General features: G+C 35.3%; 17 protein-coding genes and 1 pseudogene. 1 reads left to right on the forward strand and 17 read right to left on the reverse strand.

Annotated features, from left to right (window positions below):
* Window positions 1–99: 99 nt before the first annotated feature.
* The 12 genes and pseudogenes from ACFFIX_RS19205 to ACFFIX_RS19260 all read right to left on the reverse strand — a co-directional run bounded on the left by ACFFIX_RS19205 (window position 100) and on the right by ACFFIX_RS19260 (window position 9,659).
* The gene (locus ACFFIX_RS19205) at window positions 100–393 is read right to left on the reverse strand and encodes a zf-HC2 domain-containing protein (RefSeq protein ID WP_378936875.1); all 294 of its coding nucleotides are present in this window, start codon (window positions 391–393) and stop codon (window positions 100–102) included.
* On the reverse strand, window positions 383–907 hold the full coding sequence (locus ACFFIX_RS19210) for an RNA polymerase sigma factor (protein WP_378936876.1): 525 nt from the start codon (window positions 905–907) through the stop codon (window positions 383–385). The genes ACFFIX_RS19205 and ACFFIX_RS19210 overlap by 11 nt, the downstream gene beginning before the upstream one ends.
* Window positions 908–1,174 carry a hypothetical protein gene (locus ACFFIX_RS19215; protein WP_378936879.1) on the reverse strand — a complete coding sequence of 89 codons (267 nt, stop codon included), beginning with the start codon at window positions 1,172–1,174 and terminating at the stop codon, window positions 908–910. It abuts the gene before it with no gap.
* Window positions 1,167–1,766, reverse strand: a complete 600-nt coding sequence (locus ACFFIX_RS19220) for a hypothetical protein (RefSeq protein ID WP_378936881.1) — start codon at window positions 1,764–1,766, stop codon at window positions 1,167–1,169. The genes ACFFIX_RS19215 and ACFFIX_RS19220 overlap by 8 nt, the downstream gene beginning before the upstream one ends.
* A 17-nt stretch (window positions 1,767–1,783) precedes the next feature.
* Window positions 1,784–3,115, reverse strand: coding sequence for a hypothetical protein (locus ACFFIX_RS19225; protein ID WP_378936883.1), 1,332 nt, complete (start codon window positions 3,113–3,115; stop codon window positions 1,784–1,786).
* A gap of 301 nt (window positions 3,116–3,416) precedes the next feature.
* Entirely contained in the window at window positions 3,417–3,908 is a 492-nt protein-coding gene (locus ACFFIX_RS19230) for a CBO0543 family protein (RefSeq protein ID WP_378936885.1), read from the reverse strand.
* Window positions 3,909–3,997: 89 nt separating this feature from the next.
* Window positions 3,998–4,499, reverse strand: a pseudogene (locus ACFFIX_RS19235) (SDR family oxidoreductase).
* Window positions 4,500–4,546: 47 nt separating this feature from the next.
* Complete coding sequence (locus ACFFIX_RS19240) at window positions 4,547–5,560, reverse strand: S66 family peptidase (RefSeq protein WP_378936887.1); 1,014 nt, start codon at window positions 5,558–5,560, stop codon at window positions 4,547–4,549.
* A gap of 158 nt (window positions 5,561–5,718) precedes the next feature.
* Window positions 5,719–6,345 (reverse strand): metal-dependent hydrolase, encoded by a 627-nt coding sequence (locus ACFFIX_RS19245; RefSeq protein WP_378936889.1) that lies wholly within the window; start codon window positions 6,343–6,345, stop codon window positions 5,719–5,721.
* 72 nt (window positions 6,346–6,417) lie between these two features.
* Window positions 6,418–6,918, reverse strand: coding sequence for a GNAT family N-acetyltransferase (locus ACFFIX_RS19250; RefSeq protein ID WP_378936891.1), 501 nt, complete (start codon window positions 6,916–6,918; stop codon window positions 6,418–6,420).
* A 223-nt stretch (window positions 6,919–7,141) separates the two neighbouring features.
* Complete coding sequence (locus ACFFIX_RS19255; RefSeq protein WP_378936893.1) at window positions 7,142–8,296, reverse strand: AI-2E family transporter; 1,155 nt, start codon at window positions 8,294–8,296, stop codon at window positions 7,142–7,144.
* Between the two features lie 64 nt (window positions 8,297–8,360).
* Window positions 8,361–9,659 carry a hemolysin family protein gene (locus ACFFIX_RS19260; protein WP_378936964.1) on the reverse strand — a complete coding sequence of 433 codons (1,299 nt, stop codon included), beginning with the start codon at window positions 9,657–9,659 and terminating at the stop codon, window positions 8,361–8,363.
* Between the two features lie 272 nt (window positions 9,660–9,931).
* On the opposite strand from ACFFIX_RS19260, the gene ACFFIX_RS19265 reads away from it, so the two are divergent.
* Window positions 9,932–10,510 carry a YitT family protein gene (locus ACFFIX_RS19265; protein WP_378936895.1) on the forward strand — a complete coding sequence of 193 codons (579 nt, stop codon included), beginning with the start codon at window positions 9,932–9,934 and terminating at the stop codon, window positions 10,508–10,510.
* A gap of 48 nt (window positions 10,511–10,558) precedes the next feature.
* On the opposite strand, the gene ACFFIX_RS19270 is transcribed toward ACFFIX_RS19265, so the two are convergent.
* The 5 genes from ACFFIX_RS19270 to ACFFIX_RS19290 form a co-directional block, all read right to left on the reverse strand.
* Window positions 10,559–10,885 carry an ArsR/SmtB family transcription factor gene (locus ACFFIX_RS19270; protein ID WP_378936897.1) on the reverse strand — a complete coding sequence of 109 codons (327 nt, stop codon included), beginning with the start codon at window positions 10,883–10,885 and terminating at the stop codon, window positions 10,559–10,561.
* The gene (locus ACFFIX_RS19275) at window positions 10,886–11,317 is read right to left on the reverse strand and encodes an SRPBCC family protein (RefSeq protein ID WP_378936899.1); all 432 of its coding nucleotides are present in this window, start codon (window positions 11,315–11,317) and stop codon (window positions 10,886–10,888) included.
* A 131-nt stretch (window positions 11,318–11,448) separates the two neighbouring features.
* Window positions 11,449–11,628, reverse strand: coding sequence for a protein YkzE (gene ykzE / locus ACFFIX_RS19280; RefSeq protein ID WP_378936901.1), 180 nt, complete (start codon window positions 11,626–11,628; stop codon window positions 11,449–11,451).
* A 2-nt stretch (window positions 11,629–11,630) separates the two neighbouring features.
* A complete protein-coding gene (ykzP, locus tag ACFFIX_RS19285; protein ID WP_512700174.1) occupies window positions 11,631–11,792 on the reverse strand; it encodes a protein YkzP in 162 nt (53 codons plus the stop codon).
* A 113-nt stretch (window positions 11,793–11,905) separates the two neighbouring features.
* A complete protein-coding gene (locus ACFFIX_RS19290; RefSeq protein WP_378936905.1) occupies window positions 11,906–12,040 on the reverse strand; it encodes a hypothetical protein in 135 nt (44 codons plus the stop codon).
* Between the last annotated feature and the right edge of the window lie 65 nt (window positions 12,041–12,105).

Below are 12,105 nucleotides of genomic sequence, written 5' to 3' on the forward strand. Positions count from 1 at the left end.
TATACTTCTTTACTGAAGAATTGTGCCGCTTAACAGAACATTAGATTTCCTATAAAAATTGCAGGGATTTTAAATTTTGTCATTTCTTTCACCCTACTTTCATCCAATAATTAAAAAAACAATAATTGAATACACGAATAAAAACAATAAAACTCCTTGAAGAATCAATTTTCCGTAATATTTTTTCCACATTGCATTCGCATTTTCTTTTCCATCGACTAGTGTGATATCTTCTATTTCAATTCTCAGTTCCAGAGGCTTTTCCATTAATTCATAATCTTTTTTACATGTTTCACAGCTTTCTAAGTGATGGTCAACAAGCTTTTTTGTAACTTGTGAACAGTCTTGCTCTATATATAGAGGGAGTAAATCCCGAACTAGACTACACTTCATATCGATCATCCTCGGCTTTACTTAGTGTTTTTCGAAACTCTAGCTTTGCTCGATGTAAACTAGTTTTCACTTTAGAAATTTTCCAGCCTAGCACTTCTGAGATCTCTTGGTAGGACAGCTCTTGAAATTCTCTAAGGATAATGACATGTTGGAAATCTTCCTTTAATTGATAAATTGTATCCATAACCTGTTCCTGTCTAACTTTCTTTGCAAGGTATTCCTCTGGGTTTTGATCAGCGTTTTCATTTATAAAACTGAAGTTATCTATTGAGTTGTACGTGTAATTCATCTCTTTTCGATACCAATTTATGAATGAATTATGTGCAATTGTATAGAGCCATGTTTTCACTGACGATTGCCCCTTAAAGCTTGCCAAGCCATTGAATGCTTTTAAGAATGTTTCTTGAGCAAGATCTTGTGCTGTTTCTTTATGACGTACTCTTTTGAATAGATAGCGAAAGATCTCTGAATGATATTGTTGATACAAGTCTTCTAAACTATGCCAATTTTTCATTTACCAAAAATACCACGCAGACATCCAAATGGACAACACGACGAATGATGTATATAAAATGAAAATCACTACTCGTATTGACCAAATCTTTTCTTGATCATCATTGGACCGTTCAGGCAAAGCTTCTGGATCATTCCTTCGATCCAAGCAATACTGACATTTATTTTCATGTTTCTCCATCCATTCCATCGAATCCTGCTCTAAATCCTTATCCAGATACAATTCAACTAAATCTTGAAAAACAGCACATTCTTCCTTCCTATTCATAAATAGCATCCACCTTTTGCGTTTCAACATCCACGAGATATAAGCGATGTTCAGCTTTTCCAACTGGCTGGATTACTACTAGCCAAGCTTCTCTAATAGTGTCATTGTTATCAATTACATGAGTAAGTTTGGCTCTCTTCGCATAAATCTTCTCATTGCCATTTGCCTTTTCTACTGCTTTGTACGCAGCTTCTCTTGTATCATTCTTAGTAGAGCTAGGCCTGAACTTTAAATAGTCAATACTCTCTGAATAGCTAAAATGGGCTTCACCTTCTGTATATCCGAAACTATGAGTAAAGTGTAGGTTTGATTGATCATTTGACTTCTCTCTCCACAACCAGGAACTTTGCTCTCTAAAACGTTCCCACTCTTTTTCATCTACTTGTTTCATTTGTAAAATTTCTTTTTCAATATCAGAAAAATTCAAGTCTTTAACCTTGTCCAAACTACCTGTGAAATCCTTTACTTCACCATTTTTTCCATCAAGGGTTATGAAATGACCATTGGATGTGTTGACCTGTAAATCGATGGTTCGATTGCTATATCCATATACTGCGTATTCCAGGACATAAGCAGGGGTTTTCTGTTTCAATATTGAGTAGAATTGATCTATTTTTTTGCGATATCCTCATCAGTTAATGCAACATTTTTCAACGATTCTAACGGATAAAGAATAACTTTTTCATGAAATTCAATTAGAGATTCCTTCTCCCAAACAAACACGGTTCCCCACTGATCTTTCAAAGTACTACCGTCCGTTACTTTAGGTAACATCTTAACCTCAACTGTGTCACCTTTTTTGGAAGCCTCTATATGCAATTGTTCTTCTTTTAACGTTCTTCCAATGGATTGAAGCAATTTTTTAGATTTTGTAACATATTCTTCTTTTTGAAGTTTTCTTCCCATTGGATCCGTTTTACGATGAAGATTCATCACAGCTTCAGAAACTCCGTCTACATCTACTGTATAATTTTCCGATTCAAAAAAGTAGCGATTATGGAAATCTTCATGTGCGTTTTGCCTTAAGAAAAAATCGTCATCTCCCGTACTGATTTCTGCTATTTCTTCTGCTTCACTCAACGTAACGAGATCAGTAGATTGATAATAGCGTAATTTCACTTCAGCATTTGTTGTAGCAAGGGCGAGATTACCAATGTTATAAAATGGATTGACAAGGATTACAAAAATAATTGTTAAGACCACGACAAATGGTTTTTTACCCTGGTAGACAAACTTATTCTCAGAAGTGTTGAGTAGATGATACGTCATTAATAACCCAAGAAAAAGATAGAGATTAACGACCTCTACAAATTCAAGTATGCCTGTACCTATAACAAGACTACTGAATTGAAAAAGTAAACAGAAAAAAATCACTAGATAAAACGGAACAATAAACTTAAGTCTCTTTTTCCAATAGCTTACAAAGAACAAGTAAATAAGCGTACTCGTAACGAGCAAAATAATAAGGAGCACCACAAAATCATCCAGGAGGAAACCCTCCTTACGTACATTAATAATGAAGCTAGTCAGCAATTGGAGAATTGGCATGGTCAGAATGGCAATATCAAAGGTATAGAACAAGCCTTTGTACTTTTTCTGGTTCAACGTGATCATATAATAAAAACCAGAAACAATGATATAACCAAAAAACATAAAGTGAAGAAACTGCCTATAAGAAGGGGTTTTGTTATAATATAGCTCAGTTAACTCAGTTACTTTCACTTGATGGAACATTTCAATAGAAATTCCGATAAGAAGCGCAATACGCACTGCAAAACCTATGTACAAAGTGAAAGTTGGTTTTGGCGTTTTTTTGAATATTAGGGTCAGCAATGAAAAGAGGATAAGTGCAGTTAAACTCCACTGAATAATTGTTTTACTAAAACTACTTAACAAAAAATAATTATCTATGAACAAGATAAATCGACTGATACTTTCCATGAAAAAGCCTCCTTTACCAAATGAACTAAATTCTCACATTCATATAGACAGAAAAGGCTTATAAAAGTTTCAAAAACTTTAGTTTTTTATATAAAATTAGTATGGAAGTTTATAAAGGGTAATCCTACTCTTATTTGTTTTCAAGTATTGACGTAGACCTGAAGCAGCTCTCATTTTTAGAAAACTGCTATTAGTTAATTTGAGAGTAAGTTAACTTTATTATTTGATTCAATATTATTTTATGTTTTATATATTCATATAGAATTTAGATAAAATCTTTCCTTAGCAATGAAATAATCCCCTATCTGTTTTCTGGAACAGGTGTATTATCTGCTTTTCTAATAACTCCAATGAGAATACGAACAAGTATAAAAGTTATATTTACAGTTATGAAACTACGATATGTATTCCAGCCCTTTTTAAAGCTTATTAGCTTGGTCTTTTTTTCTAGGATATGTTCAATGATGGCCATTGGAATGCTGAATGCAAAGAGTTTTGCAATTATTCCAGGAAGAGTTGATGCTTTAGTGAACTGATTAAAGTAAACACATGTGACAGGAAATAACAAATAGTCAAAAATAAAGCTAATGTCAAAGGATTTGAAGAGCTTAACCGGGTAGTCAATGTAACCTTTGCGAACAAGTAACTTATCAAGAATGGAAGAGATATAACCCTTAATGAGGAATATGATTAGCCAGTCCTTCACTGGAGGTTTTCTGATTAGGTTAAAAAAAGTTACAATGCCGAATACTAACAAGAACCTTAGTATGGTTTTTTCAAGTTGATTTCTCATTGGAATCCCTCCTGAAGAAAGTTTGTCCAATGAGTGAAATAATATTTACCAAAAACCAAAATCGTTATAGACTTTTTAAAAAACTCCATTTAATCCCAAAACCCACCATCCGAATGAATAATTTGTCCAGTAATCCATTGTGCATCATCACTTGCTAAAAATGATATTAGGCGAGCAGCATCCTGATAACATACAGGTACCTCTAACGTTAACAGCATAATGTTCATCTAAAACTGAGCTTTGTAAGTCTCGAAATCCTACTGGAACACAATAAGTAGCGTTATTAACTAATATAGACGGTGTCCCTAGCTTAGATTCCACTTCTTTCAAAAGTTTAAACGGTGCATCAGGATCCGCTAAATCTAACTCCATGTCTTCTACTCTGACTCCAAAACCTTTTAATTCTTCGGTAAATAAAGTCGACCAATTTCCCTGTACGTCCTCATAATCAATCATTTTATCGTAGCTGGAAAAGTGAGTATAAAATAGATCTAAACCTTTGCCTGCTAGTTCACGGCAGATGGCTGCGCCGATTCCTTGATCCCGGCTTGCACCTGTTACAATCGCAATCTTCTTATTTAACTCGATCATTTAATATTCTCCTTCTCAAAAAAATCGATCGTAATTTATCGAATTGATTAGTTGAAATACTGAGTAACTGTCCCTTTTCCATCTTCAATAATAACTTCTGCATAAGCTCCATTTACAAAGGTGATTTGCGGAGGTAAGTGACCACAATCAATATCATATATAACTGGAATTTGAAGTTCATTTGAGAGTTCTTTATAAACATCCTCAATCGTATAATTTTCGACAGTTTGATTAGCATTACTTCTACCAAACATCACACCAGAACAATTTTCAAACCAACCTGCTAACTTCATTTGAACCAATGTTCTGCGTAGATCTGTTGTTGATAATTCACAGTTTTCAAAATACCACAAAATTGGTCCCTGATTCAGTCTCTCTTTAGAAAACGTTCTGACATCTCCATAAGGTGTGCCAATTAAGTGTCTGATAATATCAATGCAACCACCAAGTAGTCTGCCTTCGACTATTACACTTTTAGTTGAAGCTGTTCTCCAATATGTTTGTTCGGTTAAATGGAATATACATGATGATGGATTAGTGTGTTGCCATTCTTTTTGATATTTTTCAGAGGAAGTTTGGATCACCTTTTCACCAACATGAGTTGAGAGAACTGCTTGCCACTTTGCTGTCGTTGGATCTGAATATTCACCTCGTAAATCCACCAAATTCGTGCCATTTGCAGTGGCTAGACCCGTCTTTAAAGTGATAGCTAACAGTAAAGCACTTGTATCCGAATAACCTAAAATCCACTTTTCCTTCATAGTTTCATAGTTCACATATTCAAGCATTTCAATTAATAATTCACCGCCCCATGGAGGGATCAGGATTGAAACATTTTCGTCTTCCATCATCTTATTAAATTCCTCAGCACGCTGTTTGGCAGGAGCTGATTTTGCCTTGTTCTGCGTCCATACAGTATCTCCACACAAAACGGTATGTCCTTTGTTTTCCATTCTTTTAATTGCAAGCTTTAAGATATCATGCAACTCAATTGGCACACCAGATGAAGGTGCAGTAACGCCTATAGTTGCGCCCTTTGTTAATAATGGATACTTGATCATAGATAAACCCCCAGGGATGGTAGTGTGTCTGCAATTGTTCCATCGAAATCAAAGATTAAAGCTTTTACCATTTTCATCACTCCCTTTTATACGTTCCTATTTCTTTATTTTACCAATACAGAAGGAGTTTTTCCTATAAATATAATGAAAACTGATCATCAAATCTCCATTTTCGAAAAAGGTAACAACAATTTTACTCCTCGTTTATTAAATGGTAATACCTTCATATCCGCTACAATGTGACTCACGTATCCTGCTAGACATGTTGCGAAGAGTCCGGTTATACCAAGTGATTCCTGACATTGATACGCAATGAATCCGAAGAAAAGTAGTCCGACTACTGAATGAGTGTAGCTTCTATGTGCGACAAAAGAAGCTAGTATAATATAAATCCCTAACAATAGTAACCAGCTTTCTTGTAGTGAAATCCCACCAGCTAGTACTCCAGCCCCTGTTATAGTCAGCATATGCCTCTGTTTAATGAACGAAGAAATCACTATAATGCCAATTCCTACTCCAATTCCAAGCCACTTCTGTTGTCCTATACCTTCAAAAAAGCTATAAAGAATCATCAAAAATCCAATACTTTGTGCCACTGATCGAACAATTTCGTGAGAGAATGTAATTTTGTTGCTTAGCTTTCCATCAATGTCCATGTCAGGGATTAACCCTGCTATCGACCCAACTCCTACTAAAATTGCGGTCGTTGACGGATCAGTTTGATAGAAATTTGCTACAACGAATCCTGTTGCTGCTCCCAATGCTGTGTGTGCTGTTCCGTTCAATTCCATTCACCTATTTCTTATAAACTTTATATAATCATTATACCACAGGTAAGAACGTATGTTCCAAAAAATTTAAAATTCTCCTCTCAACATCGCTCTCATATCCCATGATGTTCCATTTATCCCCTCTTTTTTAAACCCAAATTTCTCATACAAATGAAGTGCTGAATTAGTAGGATCAACACTTAAAGAGATACTCTTAAAACCTGCGACTCTTGCTTCATTCATCAAAGCTTTAAGTAGCTTAGTCCCAATTCCTTTGCCGCGGTATTCTGGTAAAATGGCTAAACCTCCAACAACGGGTGTTTCATTATCTAAATAGCCATACGTTTGGTTCGTTTCGTCAAAAAGTCGAATCCAACCCGCACCTAATGGTTTGTCTTGATCGTCTATTGCAAGTATAGCTTTGTCTTCAGCTCTCCCCCAATTGCTTAGTTCTCTTGAAATATTGGGATCCTTTAAAATGTCCCGCGACGGACGCGGCTGTCCCTCTTGTACATGTATCGCTTGATAGAGCATCTCCCATAGAAATTCCATGTCGGACTCTGTTGCCTGTTTTATGTGGTAGTTCAAGTTCAGCACTTCCTTTTAAAATGTTGTTTTGGATAACTACGAAAGCAGGATATATACACGAGAATCCTGATATTTGCTCGAGAATCTCTTTATTTGCACTAGTACTTCTCAAGCATCCTTATATTGGTTCGCTGTATCTAGGAGTGAATCCTTTTTTTGTAAAAAAATACAAATAAAAAACAAGCAACCTGAAAGATCACTTGTTTTGGAAGTCATTTTAATACTATTTATCAAGTTCCCTGTCTTCTTTTTCATACAAATTACTACGAAGTTTAAACCATTCAAACAAATGCACGGCGATGACTTTTAGGATGGCATATCCTGGTACTGCTAGGATGATTCCCGCGATTCCAAAGAGATTACCCGCTGTTAAAATCACGAAGATAATTGTGATTGGGTGGATGTGTAGGTTTCTACCCATGATTTGTGGCGATATGAATTTCCCTTCAATTAATTGAACAACTGTCCAAACGATGATTAGCTTGAGTAACATAAGTGGTGAAGTTACAATTGCAATAATTAACGCTGGGGTGATCGCAATGGCTGGTCCAAGATATGGGACAATACTCGTAAAAGCTGCAATTAAAGCCAGTAAAGAAGCATATTCCAAATCAATTATCAAAAAGCCAATAAAAAGTAAAAACCCTATACAAAAGCTTACAATAATTTGACCTCGAATATAGGAACTAATTCGATTATTCATTTCTTGCATCACCGTGAATGTGTGGTCGCGTAAGTTAATTGGGATAAAATTCAAAAAATAAGCTGGAAGCTTTTTACCATCTTTTAATAAATAAAACAGAATAAAAGGGAGGGTTATAAGTGCTAAAATAAAGTCCTTCACTGCCACAACAATATTTCCCAAACCAGTGAAAGTGCTATCAATTAAAGCTGTAGCCTGTTCAGATATTTTATCTGAAAAATCTTGGATATTAATATTTAAAGTTTGCTGTGCTTGGTTCACAAACTGACTGCCAAGTACATCTTTTGTAAGTGCCTCTACATCACGTGCATATTGAGGAAAACTAATGATTAAGCTCATGACTTGTTCTCTTAAAAAAGGAATAACCGAGACAATTAAAATCGTGAGCAATCCAATGATTATGATAAACAAGGAAATAATTGAATAAACTCGTCTAATTTTCCAGCCTTCTAGATAGTTGACGATTGGATTTAATAAATAAAAAACAACAGCTGCCAAAATGATCGGCAGTAATACGGTTTTAATTAACACTTCAATTGGAGTGAAAATAAACGATACCTTCATTAGTACCAAAATATTTAATCCAATTAATAATAAAACCATTAAAAATAAGACAAATTTATTATTTAAGATGAATTTTTTAAAGGTATCCATCTTTGTATGTTGACCGTTCATTTGTTTCTCCTCTTTATTTACTGAATTTCTTTATACAAAAAAGCTCTACATGAATAGAGCTTTATCAAGACTTACACACTTCAATGAATTGGATGTGATGTCCATCAATGGCTTTGACCTTAAATAAAAAACCTTGCTCTTCTATTGTATCATCAAGTTTAGTATCAATCTTTTCTGTTAGAAACCAGCCACCAATTGTATCAACATCTTCATTTGATAAATCTGTACCTAGTAAGTCATTTACTTCGTTAATCAATACTTTAGCGTTGAAAATAAAGTGGTGATCTTTTAGCTTACGAACTTCAGCAACTTCGTCAGCATCAAATTCATCACGAATCTCACCAACAATTTCTTCAAGAATGTCCTCTACCGTTACTAGACCTGACGTCCCACCATACTCATCAATAAGAATAGCCATATGAGTTCGTTCTTTTTGCATTTTGACTAACAAATCATGAATCGCAATGGATTCAATTACGCGAATAATCGGCTTAATAAATGATTCTAAGTTTAGTTCATCTGTTAATGGCTCTTTCATTATTTTAACAGTTAAAAGCTCTTTAATGTTAATTAAACCTAAAATATTATCTTTATCACCATTAACAACAGGGTAACGAGTATAATGTTCTTCTCGGATCAGTTCGACGACTTCTTCAATTGTAAAATCAATAGGTATGATAACAATCTCTGTTCTTGGAACCATGATTTCTTTTGCAATGCGATCATCAAATTCAAAGATATTATTAACATATTTTAACTCATTTTGATTAATTTCTCCACTTTTAAAGCTTTCAGATAACAAAATACGAAGTTCTTCCTCTGAGTGTGCGAGATCATGCTCTGAAGCTGGTTTTAACCCAAACAGTCCGACGAGCAGGCGTGCAGAACCATTGAGTACCCAAATAAATGGATACATGATTTTGTAGAACAATATAATTGGGCCTGCGAAAAGAAGGGTTACAGCCTCAGCTTTTTGAATCGCAACCGTCTTTGGTGCAAGCTCTCCCACGACGACGTGTAAATACGTGACTAGTGCAAAAGCAATACCAAAGGATAATATATGGGAAACTGACTCGCTTAACTCATATCGGATAAACAAAGGAAGTAGGAGCTTTTCAACAGTAGGTTCACCTAACCAACCAAGACCTAGCGCTGTCACAGTAATTCCTAATTGACAGGCTGATAAATATTCATCAAGGTGAGTGATAACCCTTTTTGCAGCTACTGAACCTTTTTTTCCTTCTGCAATTAATTGATCAATTTTCGAACCTCTTACCTTTACAATCGCAAATTCAGTTGCCACAAAAAATCCAGTTAACGCAATTAACACAGCTATCAACATTAAATTAAATATTGTCGTCATGAATTGGGCTGTCTTATCATTGTCAAATAACACTGATACGACCCCACACACCTCCTCTTTTTCAATTGATCCTGTCATTAAGTTTAACGTTCACGTTAGGTATCGTGTCCTTACCTTTCCTCTTAAATTGTGCCTTCATCTATAATGGTATGCACTAACCTGTCTGAGGAACAAACCCATTGTTGGAAGAACATACAATTTCGATTCCCTTTCACATGTTTTTCCCCACTGCACATAGACTATAAACATGTCCAGTTGTAGGGGGAGTGGCGGTGTTCTTTATTAGAAAAGGACTTGTTATTGTTATCGGTAGTTTATTATTAGCGATGGGGATCAATTTTTTCCTCGTGCCCTACAGAGTTCTTGATGGCGGGATTATTGGGATTGGCCTTATTGTGAAGTATTTATGGGGAGTGAACGCAGGATTTGCAATTATCATTTTAAGTGTCCCTATTTTCATACTCGCATGGTTTAAGTATAAGGATTATTTTTATAATAGTTTACACGGAATGTTAGTTTCTTCTATTTTAATTGATGTAGTGAAGCCTTTTGACGCTTTGCTTCCAATTGATGCCGCTCTTAGCTCAATTTTGGGTGGCCTGTTTGTGGGCTTGGGAATCGGGATTATGCTTAAATTCCGGACGAGTACTGGTGGAACAGATTTACTAGCTCAATTTCTTTCAGACAAAACAGGTGTTAATGTTGGCATCTTGATATTTATCATTGATTTTATTGTCATTATAATGGGAGGTTTTTTATTTTCAACCGAAACTCTTCTTTTGTCCATTATTACAATTCTTACAGTTGGCCTAACAACTTCACTATTTACACGAAGAATTGTCGAAGTATAGAAGGTGCCTGTCCCCAATTCACTTTAGTAATCAGGGACTATGCACCAATCACTCTTCTTTATTTTCAACGATATGTTTAAGAATTGACAATTTGTTATTCCAAAATTGTTCGTAAAAGGAAAGCCAATGCTTTAATTCCGTTAAAGGCTCTGGCTGTAACCGATAACGTTTTTCTCTACCAACCTTTCTTCCACTAACTAGTTCAGCTTCAGAAAGGATATGTAGGTGTTTGGCGACAGCTGTACGACTTATCGGAAAATGTGAACTAATCTCTGAAATCGGTAATTCTTTTTCTGCAAGTAATCGAAGTACTTCTCTCCGAGTTGGATCAGCAATAGCCTGAAAAACATCATGCTTTTGTGCTGATTGAGCCATTTAGTTTTCAACAACTTTTTGCAGACTATGAACAATACCTACCCAACCGTTATTCATTCGGTCACGAATAACGGAGCTCTTCTCGTTTGCTTTCGGAAGAACCACGTCATCTTCTTTCCATCCACTATGAATTAACGTAAACTCTGTCTTGTCATCCAAGTCTTTTAACAAAAACGAAACAACCCAACCCTCTGTGTCCCACGTAAAAGAAAGTCGATTAGGAGCATCCAATTCTATTACTTTGCACGGAGATGGACCAAAGGGTGATTGCAAATGAAACTCATGTCCTAATTCTGCTTGAAAGTCATTAGGCATGAACCATGATTCAATTCCTTGAGAAGTTGAAACTGTATCCCAAACTTTTTGAATAGGTGCTTTGAGAATAACGGTTTGATTAATATTTTGTAGGCTGTTTAGTTTACTTTTTTCCAATGTTAATTCTCCTCTTTTTATATGTAACCTTTTGGTTTCACTTTTGTATTATAACACCATTTGGTTTCATGTCAATTTTATTCTCATAAAAAAACCGCTTGGACATTTATAGCATCCAAGCGGTTTTCTTGTTATTTCTTACGTTTGTTTTCTTTCTTTTCTTTCTTCTCATTATCTTTCGACAAGAGGTCATAAATTTTTGAAGAGTTTACGTCGCCCGTTTCACTTCCAAACTCTTCTTGAAGTAAGTCTTTATGAGTCGGTTTTTTATGATTTTGGATATCTTTACTTTTTACGTGTTTTTTTGTCATCGTTATTTTGACTTCCCTTGTTTGCCTTTTTTCGAATTACGGTTTGCAGCCTTCATCGGATTTTCATGGTTGAATTCTGCTGCAAATTCTGCATCGGGAAGACTCTCTGTAGGTGTTTTAGTATGCTTTTCTGCTTGGTTTTTCGCTACTTTACGTTTCAAAATGGTTCCCCCTCAAGTAGTAAAATGTCGTACACGACTATTTTGCGCAATTGTTCAAGGTCTTATTAATGTAAAATGGTGCCTTTCCCCGCTAAGTGGTAAGGCACCATTTCTTTTTAGTTATCCTTATGTTCATAGGCAATTAACACAATCTCTTCTCCAGTTTCAGCACGAAGGCTATCTTCAATTTGCTGAAGTGTCTGCAGTTGATGCTCATTCAAATGTGCAACAGGAAATTCTTTTTGCTCCATATTTATCACCTCTTTTTAGTATTCAACTTTTCATAAAAATCAATTCTTCATAAAGATATTTTCTT

Origin of the sequence: Metabacillus herbersteinensis, assembly GCF_042433335.1 — a bacterium.
In the GTDB taxonomy this organism is placed as follows: domain Bacteria; phylum Bacillota; class Bacilli; order Bacillales; family Bacillaceae; genus Metabacillus; species Metabacillus herbersteinensis.

Bases quoted from the DNA above. Each gene is read 5' to 3' on its own strand.
- ACFFIX_RS19215 (WP_378936879.1), bottom strand. From the start codon at position 1,174: ATGAATAGGAAGGAAGAATGTGCTGTTTTTCAAGATTTAGTTGAATTG.
- ACFFIX_RS19205 (WP_378936875.1), bottom strand. From the start codon at position 393: ATGAAGTGTAGTCTAGTTCGGGATTTACTCCCTCTATATATAGAGCAA.
- ACFFIX_RS19260 (WP_378936964.1), bottom strand. From the start codon at position 9,659: ATGACGACAATATTTAATTTAATGTTGATAGCTGTGTTAATTGCGTTA.
- ACFFIX_RS19240 (WP_378936887.1), bottom strand. From the start codon at position 5,560: ATGATCAAGTATCCATTATTAACAAAGGGCGCAACTATAGGCGTTACT.
- ACFFIX_RS19230 (WP_378936885.1), bottom strand. From the start codon at position 3,908: ATGAGAAATCAACTTGAAAAAACCATACTAAGGTTCTTGTTAGTATTC.
- ACFFIX_RS19210 (WP_378936876.1), bottom strand. From the start codon at position 907: ATGAAAAATTGGCATAGTTTAGAAGACTTGTATCAACAATATCATTCA.
- ykzE (WP_378936901.1), bottom strand. From the start codon at position 11,628: ATGACAAAAAAACACGTAAAAAGTAAAGATATCCAAAATCATAAAAAA.
- ACFFIX_RS19270 (WP_378936897.1), bottom strand. From the start codon at position 10,885: ATGGCTCAATCAGCACAAAAGCATGATGTTTTTCAGGCTATTGCTGAT.
- ACFFIX_RS19290 (WP_378936905.1), bottom strand. From the start codon at position 12,040: ATGGAGCAAAAAGAATTTCCTGTTGCACATTTGAATGAGCATCAACTG.
- ACFFIX_RS19255 (WP_378936893.1), bottom strand. From the start codon at position 8,296: ATGAACGGTCAACATACAAAGATGGATACCTTTAAAAAATTCATCTTA.
- ACFFIX_RS19225 (WP_378936883.1), bottom strand. From the start codon at position 3,115: ATGGAAAGTATCAGTCGATTTATCTTGTTCATAGATAATTATTTTTTG.